The following is a 21,190-nucleotide window of genomic DNA, read 5'->3' as shown; positions in this document are numbered from 1 at the left end:
GGTTCGGAAATCGGGGAGGGGGAGGGAATCGGCGAGGCTCGCCGGTTTCCAGTGCCCCGCGCGATTGCCAGCCACCGCATGACTGCATGACTGCATGACCGCTTTACCGATTCCCCATTCCCGATTCCCAATTCCCGTTACGGAACCGAGCCAACCGATGAAGCACTTCCTCAACACCCAGGACTGGTCGCGCAACGACCTCGATGCGCTGCTCGCGCAGGCCGCCGCGTTCAAGCGCAACAAGCTCGGCGATGAGCTCAAGGGCAAATCGATCGCCCTGGTGTTTTTCAATCCGTCGATGCGCACCCGCACCAGCTTCGAGCTCGGCGCGTTCCAGCTTGGCGGCCATGCGGTGGTCCTGCAGCCCGGCAAGGACGCCTGGCCGATCGAGTTCGAACTGGGCACGGTCATGGACGGCGACACCGAGGAGCACATCGCCGAAGTGGCCAAGGTGCTCGGCCGCTACGTCGACCTGATCGGCGTGCGCGCGTTCCCGAAGTTCGTCGACTGGGCCAACGACCGCCAGGACAAGGTGCTGGCGAGCTTCGCCAAGTACTCGCCGGTGCCGGTCATCAACATGGAAACCATCACCCATCCCTGCCAGGAGCTCGCCCACGCGCTGGCCCTGCAGGAGCACTTCGGCACCAGCGACCTGCGCGGCAAGAAGTACGTGCTGACCTGGACCTATCACCCCAAGCCGCTCAACACCGCGGTCGCCAACTCGGCCCTGACCATCGCCACCCGCCTGGGCATGGACGTGACCCTGCTGTGCCCGACCCCGGAGTACGTGCTCGACGAGCGCTACATGGGCTGGGCCGAGCAGAACGTCGCCGAGAGCGGCGGTTCGCTGCAGGTCAGCCACGACATCGAAAGCGCCTACCGCGGCGCCGATGTGGTCTACGCCAAGAGCTGGGGCGCGCTGCCGTATTTCGGCAATTGGGGCCCGGAAAAACCCATCCGCGACCAGTACCAGCACTTCATCGTCGACGAAGCCAAGATGGCGCTGACCAACAACGGCGTCTTCAGCCACTGCCTGCCGCTGCGTCGCAACGTCAAGGCCACCGATGCGGTGATGGATTCGCCGCAGTGCATCGCCATCGACGAAGCCGAAAACCGGTTGCATGTGCAGAAGGCGATCATGGCTACGTTGATGCGGGACTCGGGACTCGGGACTCGGGACTCGTAAGCGCGTCCGCCTTCTTCTCTCTTTTGTTTCCACTTTCTGGAGTTCCCCATGTCGCAGCAATCCGCTTCCGCGAGTCCCGAGTCCCGAGTCCCGAGTCCCGCCAGCAAAGACATCGTCCTCGCCTTCTCCGGCGGCCTCGACACCAGCTTCTGCGTGCCCTATCTGCAGGAGCGCGGCTGGGCCGTGCACACCGTGTTCGCCGACACCGGCGGCGTCGATGCCGAAGAGCGCGCTTTCATCGAAGAGCGCGCGGCCGAACTCGGCGTCGCCAGCCACGTCACCGTCGACGGCGGCCCGGCGATCTGGTCGGGCTTCGTCAAGCCCTTCGTCTGGGCCGGCGAGGGCTACCAGGGCCAGTACCCGCTGCTGGTGTCGGACCGTTACCTGATCGTCGAGGCCGCGCTCGCGCGCGCCGCCGAACTGGGCTGCAAGGTCATCGCCCACGGCTGCACCGGCATGGGCAACGACCAGGTGCGTTTCGACCTGGCGGTGAAGGCGCTCGGCGACTACGAGATCGTCGCGCCGATCCGCGAAATCCAGAAAGAACACACCGAAGTGCGCGCCTACGAGCAGAAGTACCTGGAAGAGCGCGGCTTCGGCGTGCGCGCCAAGCAGAAGGCCTACACGATCAACGAGAACCTGCTCGGCCTGACCATGTCCGGCGGCGAGATCGACCGTTGGCAGGCGCCGGGCGAAGGCGCGGTGGGCTGGTGCAAGCCGCGCGCGGAATGGCCGGCGCAATCGCTGAAGGTCACGCTGAAGTTCGAGAACGGCGAAGCGGTGGCCCTGGACGGCGAGAAGATCGAAGGTCACAAGCTGCTGGCCAAGCTCAACGGTTTGTTCGCCCAGTACGGCGTGGGCCGCGGTCTGTACACCGGCGACACCACCATCGGCCTCAAGGGCCGGATCATTTTCGAAGCGCCGGGCCTGATCGCGCTGTTGACCGCGCATCGCGCGCTGGAAGAGGCGGTGCTGAGCAAGCAGCAGAACCGTTTCAAGCCGGACGTGGCGCGCAAGTGGGTCGAGCTGGTCTATGAAGGCTTCTTCCACGACCCGCTCAAGACCGACCTCGAAGCCTTCCTGGCCAGCTCGCAGAGCACGGTCAACGGCGAAGTGGTGCTGGAAACCTCGGGCGGCGTGGTCAACGCGGTCGCGATCGACTCGCCGCACATCCTCAACGCCAAGGGCGCGACCTACGCCCAGGCCGCCGACTGGGGCGTGGCCGAGGCCGAAGGCTTCATCAAGTTGTTCGGCATGAGCAGCACGCTGTGGGCGGAGATCAATCGCAAGAGCTGAGGCTCGATGTCGCTGGCAGTGAGGTCGCGCCGGCGCTCTGAAGCCCCTCTCCCGCTGGCGGGAGAGGGGTTGGGGTGAGGGGGCGAAGCGCCGCAGGCGCGAGCTGCTCTGTTGCCGTTGCTTTCACAGCGACAGCAAGAGCGCCCTCACCCTAACCCTCTCCCGCAAGCGGGAGAGGGGACTTAAGCGGAAGCGCACAGCCAAAGCAGCAACAGCAGCAACAGCAACAACAGCAGCAACAACAGCAGCAACAACAACAGCAAGGCAACAGCAAGGCAACAGCAGTCGCAGCACACGCACCGCCCCCACCGCATCATCCCCACGATCCGACGAGCCCAGACCTCCATGCTCCCCGAAGTTTTGCAGCACCTGCAGGCCCTGGTGTCCTTCGACACCCGCAATCCGCCGCGCGAGATCGGCACCGGCGGCATCTTCGATTATCTGCGCAGCCAGCTCGACGGCTTCCGCATCGAAGTCGTCGATCACGGCGCCGGGGCGGTGTCGATGCTCGCCGTGCGCGGGCAGCCGCGGCGCTTGTTCAACGTCCATCTCGACACGGTGCCGTCGTCGCAGGCCTGGAGCGCCGATCCGCATACCCTGCGCGTCACCGAGGACCGCGCCATCGGCCTGGGCGCCTGCGACATCAAGGGCGCGGCCGCCGGTCTGCTCGCGGCTGCCGCGACGACGCAGGGCGATGCCGCGTTCTTGTTCAGCACCGACGAAGAAGCCAACGACCCGCGTTGCATCGCCGGCTTTCTCGCCACCGATCACGGTTTCGACGAAGCCATCATCGCCGAGCCGACGATGTGCGAAGCGGTGCTCGCGCATCGCGGCATCAGCTCGGTGCTGCTGAAGTTCCGCGGCGTCGCCGGCCACGCCTCGGGCGCGAACGCGATGCAGACCAGCGCGCTGCACCAGGCGATCCGCTGGGGCGGCAAGGCCCTGGACTTCGTCGAGTCGCAATCGCACCAGCGCTTCGGCGGCCTGACCGGGCTGCGCTTCAACATCGGCCGGGTCGAAGGCGGGATCAAGGCCAATATGATCGCGCCGAGCGCCGAGCTGCGCTTCGGCTTCCGGCCGTTGCCGTCGCAGTCCATCGACGGCCTGCACGAAGGCTTCCGCAGCATGGCCGACGCCAGCGCGATCGAGAGCTACGAAGAAACCTTCCGCGGCCCCTCGCTGCCCGCCGGCGATGTCGCCACCGCCGAGCAACGGCGCCTGGAAGCGCGCGACCTCGCCGACGCGCTCGATCTGCCGATCGGCAACGCGGTGGATTTCTGGACCGAGGCCTCGCTGTTCTCGGCTGGCGGCCTGAGCGCGATGGTGTACGGCCCCGGCGACATCGCCCAGGCGCATACCGCCGACGAGTGGGTCGCCCTGGAACAACTGCAGCGTTACGCCGACAGCGTCGCCCGCATCATGGACAACAACGCGCAATGAGCATTTCGATGGACGCCCACCTGCAAACGCGACAGACCATCGTGCGCCTGCTTTCGAGCATGGCCAGCGCGAAGGAGATCTCGCAGTACCTCAAACGTTTCTCCCAGCTCGACGCCAAGCGCTTCGCCGTGGTCAAGGTCGGCGGCGCGGTGTTGCGCGACGATCTGACCGCATTGACCTCGTCGCTGGCGTTCCTGCAGGACGTGGGCCTGACCCCGATCGTGATCCACGGCGCCGGCCCGCAGCTCGACACCGAGCTGGCCGCCGCCGGCATCGAGAAGCAGACCGTCAACGGCCTGCGCGTGACCTCGCCAGAAGCCTTGGCGATCGTGCGCCGCGTGTTCCAGGCGCAGAACCTCAAGCTGGTCGAAGCCTTGCAGACCGGCGACGCGCGCGCGACCTCGATCATCTCCGGCGTGTTCGAAGCCGATTACCTCGACCGCGACACCTATGGCCTGGTCGGCGAAGTGCGCGCGATCAACCTGGCGCCGATCGAGGCCAGCCTGCAGGCCGGCTCGATCCCGGTGATCGCCAGCCTCGGCGAAACCGCCGGCGGCCAGATCCTCAACGTCAACGCCGATTTCGCCGCCAACGAACTGGTGCAGGTGCTGCAGCCGTACAAGATCGTGTTCCTGACCGGCACCGGCGGCCTGCTCGACGACAACGGCCGGGTCATCGATTCGATCAATCTGTCGACCGAGTACGAACACCTGATCGAGCAGCCGTGGATCAACGGCGGCATGCGGGTCAAGATCGAGCAGATCAAGGACTTGTTGGACAAGTTGCCGCTGACCTCGTCGGTGTCGATCACCAAGCCGGCCGAACTGGCCAAGGAATTGTTCACCCACAAGGGCTCGGGCACCCTGGTGCGACGCGGCGAACGCGTGCTGCAGGCCGAGCGTTGGGACCAGCTCGACCTGGTGCGGCTGCGCAGCCTGATCGAGTCGGCGTTCGGGCGCAAACTGGTCGGCGACTATTTCGACAAGACCACGCTCAAGCGCGCCTACGTCAGCGAGAACTACCGCGCCGCGGTGATTCTCATCGAAGGTGGCGGGCATACTTACCTGGACAAGTTCGCGGTGCTCGACGACGCCCAGGGCGAAGGCCTCGGCCGCGCCGTCTGGCAGGTCATGCGCGAGCAGAACCCGAGCCTGTTCTGGCGCTCGCGCCACGGCAACCCGGTCAATCCCTTCTACTACGCCGAGTCCGACGGCTGCTACAAGCAAGAGAAGTGGAAGGTGTTCTGGTACGGCATGAACGGCTTCGACGAGATCGCCGAATGCGTGGCGTTTTCGTCCCAGCGTGCCCCGACCCTGCAGGACTAAACCTGATGAACGAAGACCGCACCGCCGCTGCCTGGCATGGGCCGACCCGATTGAGCGGCCGCCACGTCACGCTCGAACCGCTGAGCTATGCGCATGCCGACGGTTTGCGCGCGGCCCTGGCCGACGGCGAGCTGGCGCGCGCCTGGTACACCAACGTGCCGGCGCCCGAAGCCGTCGAAGCCTATGTCGATGCGGCGCTGGCGATGCAAGGCCGGGGTACGGCCTGGGCCTATGCGGTGCTCGATGCGGACGGCGAGGTGGTCGGCAGCACCCGCTACTACGACATGGACGCGAGCGTGCCGCGGGTACAGATCGGTTACACCTTCTACGCGCCGCGGGTGCAGCGCACCGGCCTGAACACCGAGGCCAAGCTGCTGTTGCTCGGCCATGCGTTCGAGACCTTGGAGTGCATCGCGGTCGGTTTCGAGACCAGTTGGTTCAACCTGGCTTCGCGCACCGCGATCGCCCGCCTCGGCGCCAAGCAGGATGGCGTATTGCGCAACCATCGCCGTCATGCCGACGGCAGCCGCCGCGACACCGTCGCGTTCTCGATCATCGACAGCGAATGGCAGGCGGTGAAACGCAACCTGCAGTACAAGCTCGAACAGCACGCTCCCGGAGGCAAGACCCATGGCTAAGACCCTAGGCATCGTCGGCGCGCGCGGGCATGTCGGCGTAGACTTGATCCGGCTGGTCGCCACGCATCCGCAGTTCGAGCTGGCCTTCGTGTCCTCGCGCGAACTGGTCGGGCAGCCGGTCGCCGAGCACATCCCCGAGTACGCCGCGAAAGGCGGCGACCTGCGTTACAGCTCGCCGAGCCACGAAGAGCTGCCGGGCCTCGGGGCCGATGCGATCGTGCTGGCCCTGCCGAACGGCAAGGCCGCGCAGTGCGTCGCCGCCTTCGATGCGGCCGGCGCCGAGCCGGTGCTGATCGACCTGTCGGCGGACTATCGCTTCGACGACCACTGGTACTACGGCCTGCCGGAGCTGACCCGCGCTCAGTACCACGGCCAGCGCCGGATCAGCAATCCGGGTTGCTACGCCAGCGCCATGCAGCTGGCGATCGCGCCGTTGCTCAACGTGCTGGAAGGCCCGGTGCAATGCTTCGGCGTGTCCGGTTATTCCGGCGCCGGTACTTCGCCCTCGGACAAGAACGACCCCGACAAGCTGCGCGACAACCTGATGCCGTACGCGCTGACCGGGCACATGCACGAGCGCGAAGTCACTCGCCACCTGGGCCACCCGGTCGAGTTCATGCCGCACGTGGCCGCGCATTTCCGCGGCCTGACCATCACCTCGAACCTGCATCTGTCGCGCCGTTTCGAGCGCGAGGAGCTGGTCGAGCACTACCACCGTCACTACGACGGCGAGCCGATGGTGCGGGTACAGGAAGACGCGCCCTGGGTCAGCGCGATCGCCGGCAAGCACCACGTCGACATCGGCGGCTTCAGCGTGTCCGAGGACGGCCGCCGGGTGGTGGTGGTGTCGACCCTGGACAACCTGCTCAAGGGTGCGGCGACCCAGGCCTTGCAGAACCTCAACCTGGCGTTCGGCTTCGACGAGCTGACCGGTATCGAGGTGGAGCCGCGACCGCAACCGTAAGCCTGTGCTGTTCCCCCCTTTGAAAAAGGGGGGCAGGGGGGATTTGCTGTTGCCGTTGCTTTGTTTTTTATCGAGCAAGAGCCAGAGCAAGAGCAAGAGCAAATCCCCCCTAACCCCCCTTTTCCAAAGGGGGGGGGCGTAAACGGAGTTCGGTTCTCGTCTGCTGGTTCGTTTGGAGCAAGTCGCCATGCGTCTATCGCGTTATCTGTTGCCGACATTGAAGGAAAACCCCGCCGACGCGCAGATCGCTTCGCATCGGCTGATGCTGCGCGCGGGGCTGATCCGCCAGGAAGCCGCGGGCATCTATTCCTGGTTGCCGGCCGGCCTGCGGGTGTTGCGCAAGATCGAGGCCATCGTCCGCGACGAGATGAACCGCGCCGGCGCGCTCGAGTTGCTGATGCCGACCCTGCAGCTCGCCGATCTGTGGCGCGAGAGCGGGCGCTACGACGCTTATGGCCCGGAGATGCTGCGGATCAAGGACCGGCACGAGCGCGAGCTGCTGTACGGGCCGACCAACGAGGACATGATCACCGCGATCTTCCGGGCCAACGTGCGCTCTTATCGCGCCTTGCCGATGAACCTGTATCACGTGCAATGGAAGTTCCGCGACGAGCAACGGCCGCGTTTCGGGGTAATGCGCGGGCGCGAGTTCCTGATGAAGGACGCGTATTCCTTCGACCTGGACGAAGCCGCGGCGCGCCGCTCCTACCGGCGCATGTTCGTCGCCTACCTGCGCATTTTCGCCCGCATGGGCATCCGCGCGATCCCGATGCGCGCCGAAACCGGCCCGATCGGCGGCGATCTGTCGCACGAGTTCCTGGTGCTGGCGCAGACCGGCGAGTCGGCGGTGTATTGCGACCGCGCCGTACTCGACCTGCCGATTCCCGCCGACGACACCGACTACGAAGGCGACCTGGAACCGATCGTGCAGGCCTGGACCGCGCGTTACGCCGCGACCGAAGACGTTCACGACATCGACCGCTTCGAGCGCGAGGTGCCGGCCGAGCAGCGCGTGCAGACGCGCGGCATCGAGGTCGGGCAGGTGTTCTACTTCGGCACCAAATACTCGGCACCGATGAAGGCGCTGGTGACCACGCCCGAAGGCGACGAGCGCCCGATCCACGGCGGCTCCTACGGCATCGGCGTGTCGCGCCTGCTCGGCGCGATCATCGAAGCCGGCCACGACGACAGCGGCATCGTTTGGCCCGATGCGGTCGCGCCGTTCCGCGTCGGTCTGGTCAATCTCGATCCGGCCGATGCCTCCATCGACGCCGCCTGCGTCGAGCTGCAAGCGCAGCTCGAAGCCCGCGGCATCGATGTATTGCACGACGACACCCCAGAACGTGCCGGGGTCAAGTTCGCGCGCATGGACCTGCTCGGCCTGCCTTGGCAGGTCGTGGTGGGGCGGCGCGGACTGGATCGCGGTATCGTCGAACTCAAGCGCCGCGCCAGCGGCGAACGCAGCGAGTTGCCGCCGGGCGACGTACCGGCACGGCTTGAAGCGAGGAACTTGTAGCCAGGAACGAGTGAGGAGCGAGAAACGAGGAACGAGTAAAAGCGTTGTTCCCAGTTCCTCGCTACTCACTCCTCACTTCTCGCTCCTCGCTCCGCTCCCACACCACCTCCAGCCCCCGCGAGCCGCCCCCATGTCCGATCTGCTTTGGCAAAAACCCGGCGTCAAGGTCGACGCACGCATCCAGCACTTCCTTGCCGGCGCGGACGTGATCCTCGACCGCGAATTCTTCCTGTTCGACATCCAGGCCAGCGCCGCGCATGCACAAGGCCTGCAACAGATCGGCATCCTCAGCGCCGACGAGCTCGCCGGCCTGACTCGCGAGCTCGACGTGCTGGCCGAGGACTTCCGCGCTGGCCGCTTCGTCCTCGATGAACGTTTCGAGGACGGCCATTCGGCGATCGAGGGGCGTTTGATCGAACGTCTCGGCGATGCCGGCCGCAAGATCCATACCGGCCGCAGCCGCAACGACCAGATCCTGGTCGCGACCCGGCTCTGGCTCAAGGATCGCCTGTCGCATCTGTACGCGCTGTGCCGCGAAACCGCCGAGGTCGCGTTGGCCCGCGCCGAAGCCGAAGCGCAGCTGCCGCTGCCGGGTTACACCCATCTGCAGCGCGCGGTGGTGTCTTCGGCCGGCATGTGGTGGGGCGCTTGGGCCGAAGGCTTCATCGACAACGCCGTGCGCGCGCAGCAGACCCTGGACTGGGTCGATGCCAACCCGCTCGGCAGCGCCGCCGGTTATGGCGTCAACCTGCCGTTGGCGCGCGACCACACCACGCAGGCGCTCGGTTTCGGCCGCCTGCAAGTGTCGGCGGCGTATGCGCAGCTATCGCGCGGCAAGTTCGAACTCGGCGCGATAGATGCTCTGTCGACCGCGGTGCTCGACCTACGCCGCCTGGCCTGGGACCTGAGCCTGTTCACCACCGCCGAATTCGCCTTCGTCGCGCTGCCGGCCGAGTACACCACCGGCAGCTCGATCATGCCGAACAAGCGCAATCCCGACGTGATCGAGCTGATGCGCGCGAGTTATGCCAGCGTCGCCGCCGCACGCTCGGAGATCGAGCATCTGCTGTCGTTGCCGTCGGGTTATCACCGCGACCTGCAGTTCTCCAAGGGCGCGATCTTCCACGCCTTCGGCCGCGGCCTGGCTGCGCTCGAACTGCTGCCGGATCTGCTGCGTAACCTGGAGTGGAAGCCCGACAACCTGCGCGCCGCGCTCGACCCGTCGATGTACGCGACCGACCTTGCCGTGGACTTGGCCCGTCAAGGCGTGCCGTTCCGCGACGCCTATAAGCAGGCGGCCGATCCGGCGCGCTGGGCCGAAGGCGACCCCGAAGCCAGTCTGGCCGCGCGCGTGTCACCCGGGGCTTCCGCCGATCTGCGCCTGGACGTGCTGCGCAGACGTTTGCAGGCACTGACATGAGCGTCGCGGCAAAGGATTTCATAGCGCAGCCTTTGCCGAACTGGCGTCGCGCTGTGCTCAAGGTCGGCAGCAGCCTGCTGGCCGGTTTCGCCGACCAGGCCGGCGGCGGGCTCGACCCGCGCTATGCGGCCGGGCTGGCGCGGTTCATCGCCGAGGCGCGCGCGCAACAACGCGAAGTGGTGTTGGTGTCGTCCGGCGCGGTCGCGGCCGGGCGCAGCCGCATCGAAGCCGGCGGCAACGGCCTGGTGTTGCGGCAGGCGCTGGCCTCGTTGGGGCAGGCTTCGCTGATCGCATTCTGGCAGGGGCTGTCGGCGGTGCCGGTGGCGCAGGTGCTGTTGACCCACGACGACCTGCGCAATCGCCGTCGTTATCTCAACGCGCGCGCCTCCTTGCGCGAACTGCTACGGCTCGGCGCCTTGCCGGTCATCAACGAGAACGACACCGTCGCCGTCGACGAACTCAAGCTCGGCGACAACGACAATCTCGCTGCCGCGGTGGCGTCGCTGGTCGATGCCGACCTGCTGCTGATCGCGACCGACATCGGCGGCCTCTACAGCGGCCATCCGCAGCGCGACCCGTCGGCGCGGCCGATTCCGCAAGTCGCCGTGGTCACCCCGGAACTGCTCGACGCCGCCAGCGGCGGCGCCGGCACGCTGGGCACCGGCGGCATGCGCACCAAGCTCGAAGCCGCGGCCAAGGCCGCCACCGCCGGCATCGCCACCGCGCTGTTCTGCGGCCGCGACGCCGAAGTGGTCGCCGCGCTCGGCGAAGGCCGTTTGCACGGCACCCTGGTGGCGGCGCGCAGCGACCGCCTGCGCGCGCGCAAGCAGTGGCTGCGGCACGCGCCGGCCAGCGGCTGCCTGCGCATCGACGCCGGCGCAGCCACGGCCCTGCACGATCGCGGCGCTTCGTTGCTGCCGGGCGGAGTGGTCGCGGCCGAAGGCGAGTTCCGCCGCGGCGACGTGGTCGAGCTGCGCAGCGTCGGCGATGCCGCCACCGTACTCGGGCGCGGCCTGGTCCAATACAACGCCGGCGAGGTGCGCCGCATCGCCGGCCGCCACAGCCGCGATATCGAAGCGCTGATCGGTTTCCGCTACGGCGAATCGGTGGTGCACCGCGACGACCTGGTGCTGCTCGACCGCGCCAGCGAGCCGTCCCAGAGTCCCAACGCCGACGCCGGCGCCGACAACGGCCCGGCCGCCGAATTGCCCAAGGAAGTTTTGCCATGAGCGGTTATGTCCGGGCCTTGGCCCAACAGGCGCGCGACGCCTCCGTCGTCCTCGCCGCGCTCGACGGCGACGTGCGCCGCCGCCTGATCGAGGCGATGGCGGCGCAGCTCGACGCCTCCAGCGAGCGCATTCTCGCCGCGAACGCCGAAGACCTCGGCCGCGGCGAAGCGTCTGGCCTGAGCGCGGCGATGCTCGACCGCCTGCGGCTCGACCCGGCGCGCCTGGGCGCGATCGCCGCGGCGCTGCGCGAAGTGGCGGCGCAGGCCGACCCGCTCGGCGAAGTGACCCGCCGCGAGACCCGGCCCAACGGCCTGGTGATCGAACGCCAGCGCGTGCCGCTGGGCCTGATCGCGATGATCTACGAGGCGCGCCCCAACGTCACCGCCGATGCCGCGGCGCTGTGCCTCAAGGCCGGCAATGCGGTGTTGCTGCGCGGCGGCTCGGAAGCGCGCGCTAGCAATGCGGCGATCGCCGCCTGCCTGCATGCGGCCCTGCGCGAACAAGGCCTGCCGGCCGCGGCGGTGTCGTTGATCGAGGACACGGCGCGCGAGCACGTGCTCGAACTGCTGCAGCTGTCGGACCTGGTCGACCTGGCGATTCCGCGCGGCGGCGAGGGCCTGATCCGCTTCGTCGCCGAACACGCGCGGGTGCCGGTCATCAAGCACTACAAGGGCGTCTGCCATCTCTATGTCGACCGCGCGGCCGACCTCGACCTCGCGCTCGGCCTGCTGATCGACGGCAAGGCCTCGCGGCCGGGCGTGTGCAATGCGCTGGAAACCTTGCTGGTGCATCGCGACATCGCCGCCGGTTTCGTCCCGCGCGCGCTGGCCGCGCTGGCGGGGCGCGGCGTGCAGGTGCGCGGCTGCGAGCGCACCCGCGCGTTGGCGCCCGCGGACGTAGCGAACACCGTGCAACCCGCCGACGAAGGCGACTATGCCGCCGAATACCTCGACCTGATCATCGCCGCCAAAGTCGTCGACGGCCTCGACGAGGCGCTGGCGCATATCGCCCGCTTCGGTTCCGACCACACCGAGGTCATCGCCACCGAGGACGCCGCCACCGCCGAAGCCTTCGTGCGCGGCACCCGCAGCTCCGCGGTCATGGTCAACGCCTCCTCGCGCTTCAACGACGGCGGCCAGCTCGGCCTCGGCGCCGAGATCGGCATCTCGACCACGCGCCTGCACGCCTACGGGCCGATGGGCGTGGAGTCGCTGACCATCGAGCGTTTCGTCGTGCGCGGGGCAGGGCAGGTCAGGCACGCAGAGTCGCGCAGCTAGATTTCGGCTTCGGCGTGGCCCGGCCGCGGTCCGTTCCGATAGTTTGCCTATTCGTGCGACGATCCGGCCACGGTCGGCATCTCTTGTGATGTCGCCGTGCCTTTGCCGCGGATCGAGGAGTAGGGATGTTCCGGATCGTGTGCCTGTGTCTCATGTTGCTGTCGGCGCCTTGTTTCGCGGCCGATCCTCCGATTGAATTGCCCGTGGCCGCGCTCGAGAGCCCGGCCGCGCTCGACGCGGCGATGCCGGCGCTGGCCGAACGCCTGATCGCCGACTACCGCGAACCGGACCGGGCGCGTTATCTCACCCAGTTGTTCCGCCTCCAGCTCGTCGCCGGGCGTTATGCGCAAGCGCGGCGTTCGATCGAGGCCTTGCGTGAGTTGTCGCCGCTCGGCGGCCCGCCGCAGCAGCGCGCCACCCTGGTCCAGTACGAGATCCACGCCCTGGCCAAGGAGCGGCAGGCGCGCGAGCGCAGCGATTTCGACAGCGCCTTCCGCGCCAGTTTCGAGACGGTGTTCGCACGCCTCGACGACCGCAGCGCGGCCCTGGCGATGCGCACGTTCACCGGCGACCAGTTCGCTCCGGCCACCCTGCAGCGCGCCCTCGATACTGCCTTAGCGGCGCAACGCGGTAAGCAAGGGATCGACCAGGCCGCGGCCTTGGCCCTGCTGCGTGCGTACCACATCGCCGCGGTGTACCGCGATTTCAGTGGACAGGCCGCCGACCTGGTCGCGAGGGACGATGCGCGACGCTACCGCATCGACCGCGAGGTGCAGGTGCGTACCCCGGAGGGCGCGACCGTGTGTGCGCTGGTGGTGCGCCCGCGTTCGGCCGAGCAGCACCTGCCGACTTTGTTGAACTTCACCATCTACGCCAATCCGGCGACCATGCTCAACGAAGCTCGCCGCACCGCTTCGAACGGTTATGCCGGCGTGGTCGGCCTGAGCCGCGGCAAGGGTTGCAGCCCCGACACGCCGGTGCCGTACGAGCACGACGGCCGCGACGCCGCGGCGCTGATCGACTGGATCGCCGCGCAAGCCTGGAGCGACGGTCGGGTCGGCATGTACGGCGGCAGCTACGAAGGCTTCACCCAATGGGCGACCGCCAAGCGCCGGCCGAAGGCGCTCAAAGCGCTGATGCCGTCGGTGACCGGCGCGCCCGGCATCGACGTGCCGAAAGAAGGCGGCATCTACTTCGGCTTTCAGCACTACTGGCCGTTCTACGTGGCCAACAACAAGACCCTCGACCAGGCGCCGTACGAAGACGATGCGCGTTGGCAGCGCATGTACCGGCAGTGGTATGTCGACGGCAGCGCCTACCGCGAGCGCGACCGTATCGACGGCACCCGCAATCCGCTGTATCGGCGTTGGCTCGACCACCCCGACTACGACGCCTATTGGCAGGACATGATTCCGTATCGCGGCGAGTTCGCCGCGATCGACATCCCGGTGCTGACCACCACCGGTTATTACGATGGCGCCCAGATCGGCGCGCTGTACTACCTGCAACAGCACTATAAATACCGGCCGCAGGCCGAGCACTACCTGGTCATCGGCCCCTACGACCATGTCGGCGGCCAGCGCGGCACCGGGGTGATGGGCGACCACCTGCGCGGCTATGCCATCGACCCGGTGGCGCGCATCGATATGGGCGAGCTGCGCTACCAGTGGTTCGACCATGTCTTCAAGCAAGCGCCGAAACCGGCCGTGCTCAAGGACCGGATCAATTATCAGGTGATGGGCGCCAATGTCTGGAAGCACGCGCCGTCGTTGCAGGCGATGGGCGAGCGCCGCCTGCGTTTGCATTTCGCCAAGCAGGGCGAAGACGGCCGCGGCCGTTTGCTACCCGAGCCGCAAGGCAGCGACAGCGTGGCCCTGCAACGCATCGACCTGGCCGACCGCCGCGACGCCGACCGCTGGGTGCCGGGCGGCGGCATCGTCGATCGCGTGCTCGATAGCGAAGGCAGCCTGGTGTTCGTCAGCGAACCCTTCGCCGAGGCGGTCGAGTTCAGCGGGCTGTTCGGCGGACATCTCGACCTGATCGCCAACAAGCGCGACCTCGACCTGCACATCGGCCTGTACGAATTGAACGCGAAGGGCGAGTACTTCGAGCTGTCGCGCTTCCAATCGCGCTTGAGCTATCTGCAGCAGCTGGAACAACGCCGCCTGCTGACCCCGGGCCAGCGCGAGCGATTCGATTTCAACAACGGGCGCCTGACCAGCCGCCGTTTCGCACCGGGCAGCAGATTGCTGGCCTTGATCGGCCCGGGCAAAGGCCCGCAGGACCAGATCAACTACGGCAGCGGCAAGGACGTCAGCGATGAGACCCTCGCCGATGCCGGCGAAGCACTGCGGATCGAGTGGTTCGGCGGCAGCTATCTGGAGATTCCGTTGAGCCGTTGATGCGGCGTGCCGGGGCCTCGTCGTCGATACGACCCGCCTGGGCCCTGTAGGAGCGATGCGCTGCGTCCCCGGAAAACCCGCGCACCCCTGTAGGAGCGGCGCAAGCCGCGACCGCAGAGTTTCCAGTTCGCGTCGCACGCTTGGATCCGCGGTCGCGGCTCGCGCCGCTCCTACAAAGAGCGATCCACTACGTCCCTGGAAAGCCAGCGTGGCCGCCTGGGCCCCCTGTAGGAGCGGCGCAAGCCGCGACCGCGGGGTTCCAGTTCGCGCCGCACGCCGGGATTCGCGGTCGCGGCTCGCGCCGCTCCTACAAAGAGCGATCCGCTATGTCCCTGGAAAGCCAGCGCAGCCGCCTAGGCCCCCTGTAGGAGCGGCGCAAGCCGCGACCGCAGGGTTTCCAGTTCGCGCCGCACGCCGGGATTCGCGGTCGCGGCTTGCGCCGCTCCTAACAAAGAGCGATCCACTACGTCCCTGGAAATCCAGCGTGGCCGCCTGGGCCCCCTGTAGGAGCGGCGCAAGCCGCGACCGCGAAGCCTCAGCTCGCGCCGCACGCCTGGAACCCGATGTCCGGCCATCCACACAAGCCGATTCACCACCCGCCGCTTCGACAGCACGCGGGCTAGCGCTACATCCGCGGCCACCCTGAGACTGCCCATCCATCCCCTGTGTCTGCTGCGCGCTCTCCCGCAGCGACCGTTGCTCGGCTGCCTGAGCCTCGCGCATACCCTGCGCTTGCTCGTACCGCTCGGGCGCGGGCAGCGACAGAGCCTGAGCCACCGGCATATGCGCATAGTTGGCCGCCGGGTCGGGAGAGGCGCCGCGGCCGTCGCGATACACGAACAGCACTTCGCCCGCCGCGTTCTGCGCGGTGGGGCGGTTCAGCGTGACTTTGACGTCGTCACCAGGGCCGAACCGGTTGGCGACCGCCAGCGAAAGCGCGCTGGCGCTCATGCGCTCGCTTTGGTCGTCCCAAGGTTTGCCGATGCTTTGCTCCAGGTCGCGCACGCCGCCCCTGATCTTTTCCAACAACGGCTGATCCGGGTGGCTGGGGTCGTTGGCGCCGGGCCTAGCAGGTCGCTCCGCAGGCGGTGCCGATTTGTTCGGCGTGCGGCTGGTGTCGATGAAGTCGGGCGGCACGGTCACCTGCGCGCCGAGCGCCTGGGCATTGATCCTCACCTCAGGAAAGTCGCGCCCGGGATGCGCGGCCTGTGCGATGGCTTCCTGGCGGTAGATTTCGCTGAAGGCCCAGTCGATGTTGCGGGCAGGGTAATCGCCGACCTTGTCGTAGAACACTTGTGCCATTGCTTCGACGCTTTTGTCAGCGTCCAACTGCAAATCGGGCTTGATGTGCAAGCCCTGATCCATGGCGTAAGGCGACGGCCCTTGGCTGTTGTTGTCGATGTAGTTGGATGCGCCGCCATCAGCTCGATACACGTCCTCCAACGTCGCCCCAGGACCCTCGTGCTTTACCTGTGCTGCAATCGTGTTGAACCCCGCGATCTCCGCCCGAGCTTCCCTCTCGCGCGCCCCTTGGTTGTACTCCTTAACCGGACCGGTAAAGTCGTGCGGCGACGGGCCGCTTGCGATTGCCGCGACCTGCTCTCGAAAGCGCTGTTCCATCCGCAAACTCTCGTTGCGGGTCAGCGCGTGGTCTATCTCGTGACCGGCGGTGTAGCGAACGAAGTTGGTGGCTTCCTGAAATTCATCCGGCTGCTTATTCTCCGGAGTGGCTTCGTTCAATTGCTCAGCCGACAGGCGCATGGTGCGGGTAGCACTGTCGTAACTGCCGTTGAATCTCGGGTCGGTTTCGGCTTCTATCGCGACCAGATGTTCTTTCTCAACAGCGAGCTGAAATTGCGCCCGGAGCCCCGGGGTGCTGTCGAGAACGCTGCGAAAAATCTCGCCTGGGTTCGTGTCATCGGTTCGGGCTTGTCGCTCGAACTCAGCCAGAATCGCGTCGAGATTTTGCCTGGCTTCCAAATCTTCCTGAAGTGTAGCCATGCTCAATCATCCATAAGGGGCGGCGCTTATGAAAACCCTGGTGACACACAATTGCTCGTCATAGAGCTTCGTCTTTCCACGCAGTTCAACGCGTACAGAGACTTTTTCAGTGCGGAAGAACCTGTATTCGGTGCCGAGCCGCGGCGGACGTTGCGACGCCTTAAATCCGGCTGCGGTCAGCGCGGACTGATAGTGCTCCAGACCGACGCACACGGGAGTCATATCGTCATGGTTGTCGCCACTGTGCCCCATGCTGAACAAGACGGAGTGGGGGCTCGTGCCGGGGGCGGGCTTCACCGAGGACAGCGAATAACGCCACGCTCCGGTCAACGCCCCGACGCCTCGGAAGCTGTTGGGGCCGTCCGTGTCTATCCTCATGCTAAGACCGGTGTGCTTCTCGATGTTCCGCACGGACAGGTCACGGGCGTCGTTCACGCTAAGAATCCAGGCCAGGAGCCTGTCGTGGAGTTGTTGCGCGCTAAGTGAGTCGTTACTGGCGGGCGATGCCGATTCCGTCATGGTGGCCTTCTCCTGAACCGAAGTGGGGCCCGCGGTCGTGCTGGCGCACGCACAGGCAGCGAGCAGGCAAGCCAGCGGGGCCAGTCTTGTCGCTAGAAGGTGAGAGTCGAGTTTGGGCATTTACGTCTCCATGTGTGCCGTGGTTCGGCGTCCGAACTGCCGGCGCACTCGCGGCCTGATCGTGGAAGAGCGTCCGCCACGAGTCAAGGTGTCGAGCTTTTGCTCGCATCTAATTCTTGCTGAGGTACTGCGATGCCCGATCATGCTTGAGGGGGCGCAGCCGTGACGAACACCCTGTAAACACAAAGCTGCTCGTCGATGGGTGTTGTCTTTCCGTGAAGCTCAACGCGCACATAGACCATTCGGTTTCTGAAGATCCGGTATTCCGTGCCCGCCCGTCGAGGAATATCAGACGCTTTGAATCCGACAGAGATGAGGGCGGATCGATAGTGCTCCAGGCCAACGCACACAGGCGTCATATCGACGTAGTCGTCGCCGGCACGCCCAATCTTGAACAAGACGGCGCGGAGTCTGTGCCCAGGGGTGTTATTAACCGAAGACAGCGAGTAGCGCCAGCCATCAGAGAGTGCCCCGACGCCGCGGAAAATATGGGGAGTTTCCGGATCAAGCCCCAGATGAAGACCAGTGTTCTTCTCGACCTTCCAGCCGGACAGGTCTCGGGCGTCGTTCACACTCAGAATCCAGGCCAGAATCCTGTCGTTGAGTTGTTGCGCGCTAAGCGAGTCGTTGATGGCGGGCGATGCCGAGACCGTCATGGCAGCCTTCTCTTCAACTGAAGCAGGGCCAGCAGTCGTGGTGGCGCACGCACAGGTAGCAAGCGCGCAGACCAGCGAGGCAAGTTTCTTCGCCAGGAGGTAAGAGTCGAGCTTCAGCATTTACCTCTCCATGTATGCCACGGTCAGCGTCCGAATTGCCGACGCACCCGCGGCTAATCCTGGAAGAGCGCCCGTCAGCGGTCAAGCAAATGCGGCGGCGCCGACGCCGAGATATGACCGGTATCTCAGGCGCGTTCGCGTTGGACGGATCTTCAAACTGCATGACCGCAACTACGGGTATCGCATCGTGCTCATCGGCGGCATCGTCGACCATGAACTCGGCACCGCCGAAAGCCTGATCTTCGTCAGCAAACCCTCCAATGATGCCGAAGAATTTAGCGGCGTGTTCTCCGGCCGGCTGGAAGTCGAAACCAACAAGCGCAACTTTGAGTTCAACATTTCGCGCTACGAACAACTGCCCGAGCAATGCTACTTAGGAATTTCGCGCTATCAACCGCGCGCCACCTACGTCGGCGATGTCAGCCCCAGGCAGCTGCTGCAACCCGACCGCCACACGCTGCTGAGCTTTGAAGTCGGCCGTGCAAACAGCAAATGCCCCAGCTCGGCTGGTGGCCGTGCAGAGCGTGCTGCGCAATCCGCAGGAAATCACGCGGCATTGGGGGGCGGGAAGAGCATTGCGGATGAGGGGGCGATAGCATGTGGGGGAGCTACCTGGAGATGCTGCCTGGCCGCTGAGGCCGCGAGCGCGATGCGCGTGGCAGCGGGGCGGTTTGGCTGCTGCTACGGCGCCTGAGCCCACTCCGGTTGTGCGCAACGGGGCGGAACAAACGTTGCGCTGACCATAAAGGCGTCTTGCCCGATCCGACGACACACGGCTGCTTTCGGCTAGAAGCTTGCATCTATTCACTCGAAACTGCGGATCCAGTTTCTTAGTTTAAGAAAATAGTAATTTTGAATATTGGAATATTCGGCGCTAGGTCGAAGGGTGCTCTTCATCACCGCATGCAATCTCCATTTCAGGTGAATTCACCTCCCCGATGACGCAGTGTGCACCAATGAAAACGTTTCTGACGAACGCCGATACCGGAAGTGAGCGAAGTGCAAGTCGACCAGCAAGCTCTGCGGAGCGACTCGGCCACGTGTTCAAGTGCAGGGTCATAGGGAGATGCGGAATCGGTGTGGGATCCCAAATTACACGCCGGTGAACTAATTGATCATCTACAAACCATCTGATCTCGCACGGATCCCATTCAATAGCGTAATGATGAAATGACTTCGAAGCATCAAATCCTAGTTCTATAATTACCGGTGCTCCCCTGTATCCGTAGTCATACTTCGACCCTTCATCCCCAGGGTTGTAGAACACGTTGACCAAGAGGCAGTCCGGACGGTTTCCTGGGATTTCGACGTCGATTTCCTGGCGCGGGGAGTCCCTATGAAGAAAGAATCCTGTAACAACACCTCGAGCACTGACTGCTTGCAGCGTCGCCTCGAATCTTCCAAATAGAAATTTAGCTCTGCTGGAAATCGCTCCAGCGCTAAGCGCCCGTACCCCCAAAGACTCCTTTAAGACAGAGAGCGACAAGCCGCGGTCGGACGAAAGAGCAATGTTGGCCGGGCGAAAGAGGCCAAGATTTCCTGGAAAAGTGTCATTGCGTAACAGCCAATGTGTTGGCTGAATTTTTGTGAAGTCATCATGGATGCGTATCGGAATAGAGCTAGGCTGATCTTGAGGAGTCGTCTTTGCGGAAAGTCCGCTCCAGCCAGCTCGTGGGCTCGCCACCCACGGAGAAGTATCGAATTGCAGTTGCCTTGTTGGGATTGATGGTGCTTCCTTAGGCAGTTCGCATACGTATGTGCGCAGCCCAATTTCATCAATAGATGGGTATAGTGCGTCGGGCGGGGCCATTCTCAGGTGCTCACAAATCGCATTCCAGTTAGAGGCACGCTCTCGGGTTAGGTGAAGAACGTCGGCGCCGCCCAGTACGCTCAACAATGCCTCGTGGAGATGGCTTCGCGGCTCGCTCAGTATGATGAACTTTGCGTGTGGATACGTTTGTCGAAGATGAGGTAGTTTAGACGTCAGTGACTCGATATTGACGTAGGCGTCGAATACACGGTCGCTACCTCCTGTCATAAGTTGATTGAATTCACTCGGTGGGATTTCACTAAAATCGCTGCAACAACGATAGCCAAGCATCGAAAGCGCCATTGCGAGAGCGCTTAAGCCCGACCCTGGGGCTCCAAATGCAAATACCGGCCACTCAACGGGACGACGATGAAAAAGCGATGCGTCTCCACCTTCCAGTACGCCAATACGCGCAAGGCTTGGGAGTATTGAGTACGAATTTGTCGAATGAAGATCGCGACGTTGATGTACGAGAGGGCGACGCAAGCCCAGCACGAGCAGGCTCTCAAACTTGTGGTTGATCCAGAGATCAACTGGGCCTTCGCAGGGAAGTGCGTCAAGTAGCGCCTGTGCTCCTCGCCTTGAAAGAATGTAGCCCGATAGAAACCACAGGCCACGCCGAGGTCGAAAGATACATTTTCCGATTAGTTCTTTCGGAGCGCCGTGCCGCACTTCTTGGTACGAGACATAAAGGATATCAAAATGGGGTGGGGCTGCGACGGCCGTAGTCGCTTCGCGCCATGCGTCATTTAGCGTACGCCCAAATCCGTACTCGAACCAAACATCGTCCTCCAAAACTAATGCATACTCTTCGTTCGATTGAGCGATCTTCCTCCAGACGCCAATGTGTGAGTAGGCAATAGCGATCTCAGCCCGAGTCATCTGTATTGGGCGGCTCAAGTCGAACAAATCGGGATTGGCACGCGGTTGCGGCTCGACAAATAGCTGGGCGCCCAATGTGTATGTAGGGTTCACCAAGGTCGCATCAGTCAGCTCGCCAGAGCCTCCCCGTCCATCCACTGCTGGGAATCGGATAACGCGATTTGCGAGAGGCACATTCGCGGCATCGGTGAGGCGATCCAGCTCGCGCAACATGTCAGCCATGCGGTCGGGCTGCCTTTCTAGATTGATGACGTAGATCGAGTTGTCGACCCACCATAAATCAGTGCCACACAAAACTAGAGGTCGCCGGGTCGTTTTGGATCCGAAACTCGTTGGGCGTTAAACCGCCCAGGCTGTCGTGGGGTATCTCGGCGTTGTAGTCACAAAGC

Annotated in this window: 16 protein-coding genes; 12 read left to right on the top strand and 4 right to left on the bottom strand. The window is 64.8% G+C overall.

Annotation, left to right across the window (positions count from 1 at the left end):
* Window positions 1-157: 157 nt before the first annotated feature.
* From ACTOWK_RS17010 to ACTOWK_RS16960, 11 genes are all read left to right on the top strand, one after another.
* A complete protein-coding gene (locus ACTOWK_RS17010; RefSeq protein ID WP_441331294.1) occupies window positions 158-1,186 on the top strand; it encodes an N-acetylornithine carbamoyltransferase in 1,029 nt (342 codons plus the stop codon).
* Between the two features lie 48 nt (window positions 1,187-1,234).
* On the top strand, window positions 1,235-2,482 hold the full coding sequence (locus ACTOWK_RS17005) for an argininosuccinate synthase (protein WP_441331293.1): 1,248 nt from the start codon (window positions 1,235-1,237) through the stop codon (window positions 2,480-2,482).
* Between the two features lie 345 nt (window positions 2,483-2,827).
* A complete protein-coding gene (locus tag ACTOWK_RS17000; protein WP_441331292.1) occupies window positions 2,828-3,922 on the top strand; it encodes an acetylornithine deacetylase in 1,095 nt (364 codons plus the stop codon).
* Window positions 3,919-5,247, top strand: a complete 1,329-nt coding sequence (locus ACTOWK_RS16995; protein WP_441331291.1) for an acetylglutamate kinase — start codon at window positions 3,919-3,921, stop codon at window positions 5,245-5,247. Before ACTOWK_RS17000 ends, ACTOWK_RS16995 begins: the two co-directional genes overlap by 4 nt.
* A 5-nt stretch (window positions 5,248-5,252) precedes the next feature.
* Window positions 5,253-5,885: a GNAT family N-acetyltransferase gene (locus ACTOWK_RS16990; RefSeq protein WP_441331290.1), complete on the top strand. Its 633-nt coding sequence runs from the start codon at window positions 5,253-5,255 to the stop codon at window positions 5,883-5,885.
* On the top strand, window positions 5,878-6,849 hold the full coding sequence (gene argC, locus ACTOWK_RS16985) for an N-acetyl-gamma-glutamyl-phosphate reductase (protein ID WP_441331289.1): 972 nt from the start codon (window positions 5,878-5,880) through the stop codon (window positions 6,847-6,849). Before ACTOWK_RS16990 ends, argC begins: the two co-directional genes overlap by 8 nt.
* A gap of 187 nt (window positions 6,850-7,036) precedes the next feature.
* The gene (gene proS / locus ACTOWK_RS16980) at window positions 7,037-8,365 is read left to right on the top strand and encodes a proline--tRNA ligase (protein ID WP_441331288.1); all 1,329 of its coding nucleotides are present in this window, start codon (window positions 7,037-7,039) and stop codon (window positions 8,363-8,365) included.
* A 130-nt stretch (window positions 8,366-8,495) separates the two neighbouring features.
* Complete coding sequence (argH, locus tag ACTOWK_RS16975) at window positions 8,496-9,785, top strand: argininosuccinate lyase (RefSeq protein WP_441331287.1); 1,290 nt, start codon at window positions 8,496-8,498, stop codon at window positions 9,783-9,785.
* A complete protein-coding gene (proB, locus tag ACTOWK_RS16970) occupies window positions 9,782-11,014 on the top strand; it encodes a glutamate 5-kinase (RefSeq protein WP_441331286.1) in 1,233 nt (410 codons plus the stop codon). The genes argH and proB overlap by 4 nt, the downstream gene beginning before the upstream one ends.
* Window positions 11,011-12,291 (top strand): glutamate-5-semialdehyde dehydrogenase, encoded by a 1,281-nt coding sequence (locus ACTOWK_RS16965; protein ID WP_441331285.1) that lies wholly within the window; start codon window positions 11,011-11,013, stop codon window positions 12,289-12,291. Before proB ends, ACTOWK_RS16965 begins: the two co-directional genes overlap by 4 nt.
* 203 nt (window positions 12,292-12,494) lie before the next feature.
* Window positions 12,495-14,693 (top strand): CocE/NonD family hydrolase, encoded by a 2,199-nt coding sequence (locus ACTOWK_RS16960; RefSeq protein ID WP_441331284.1) that lies wholly within the window; start codon window positions 12,495-12,497, stop codon window positions 14,691-14,693.
* A 324-nt stretch (window positions 14,694-15,017) separates the two neighbouring features.
* Here ACTOWK_RS16960 and ACTOWK_RS16955 read toward each other — a convergent pair whose 3' ends face one another.
* The 3 genes from ACTOWK_RS16955 to ACTOWK_RS16945 form a co-directional block, all read right to left on the bottom strand.
* On the bottom strand, window positions 15,018-16,694 hold the full coding sequence (locus ACTOWK_RS16955) for an XVIPCD domain-containing protein (RefSeq protein ID WP_441331283.1): 1,677 nt from the start codon (window positions 16,692-16,694) through the stop codon (window positions 15,018-15,020).
* Window positions 16,695-16,700: 6 nt separating this feature from the next.
* A complete protein-coding gene (locus ACTOWK_RS16950) occupies window positions 16,701-17,333 on the bottom strand; it encodes a hypothetical protein (RefSeq protein ID WP_441331282.1) in 633 nt (210 codons plus the stop codon).
* Window positions 17,334-17,473: 140 nt separating this feature from the next.
* Window positions 17,474-18,109, bottom strand: a complete 636-nt coding sequence (locus ACTOWK_RS16945) for a hypothetical protein (protein ID WP_441331281.1) — start codon at window positions 18,107-18,109, stop codon at window positions 17,474-17,476.
* A gap of 10 nt (window positions 18,110-18,119) precedes the next feature.
* Here ACTOWK_RS16945 and ACTOWK_RS16940 point away from each other — a divergent pair, with 10 nt between their 5' ends.
* Entirely contained in the window at window positions 18,120-18,803 is a 684-nt protein-coding gene (locus tag ACTOWK_RS16940; RefSeq protein WP_441331280.1) for a hypothetical protein, read from the top strand.
* A gap of 180 nt (window positions 18,804-18,983) precedes the next feature.
* Here ACTOWK_RS16940 and ACTOWK_RS16935 read toward each other — a convergent pair whose 3' ends face one another.
* Window positions 18,984-21,095 (bottom strand): family 16 glycosylhydrolase, encoded by a 2,112-nt coding sequence (locus ACTOWK_RS16935; RefSeq protein ID WP_441331279.1) that lies wholly within the window; start codon window positions 21,093-21,095, stop codon window positions 18,984-18,986.
* Window positions 21,096-21,190 lie beyond the last annotated feature (95 nt).

Origin of the sequence: Lysobacter sp. CA196 (assembly GCF_052078695.1) — a bacterium.
Taxonomy (GTDB): Bacteria; Pseudomonadota; Gammaproteobacteria; order Xanthomonadales; family Xanthomonadaceae; genus Lysobacter.
The sequence above is the reverse complement of the archived record's forward strand: the minus strand, read 5'-3'. Positions and strand labels throughout refer to the sequence as shown.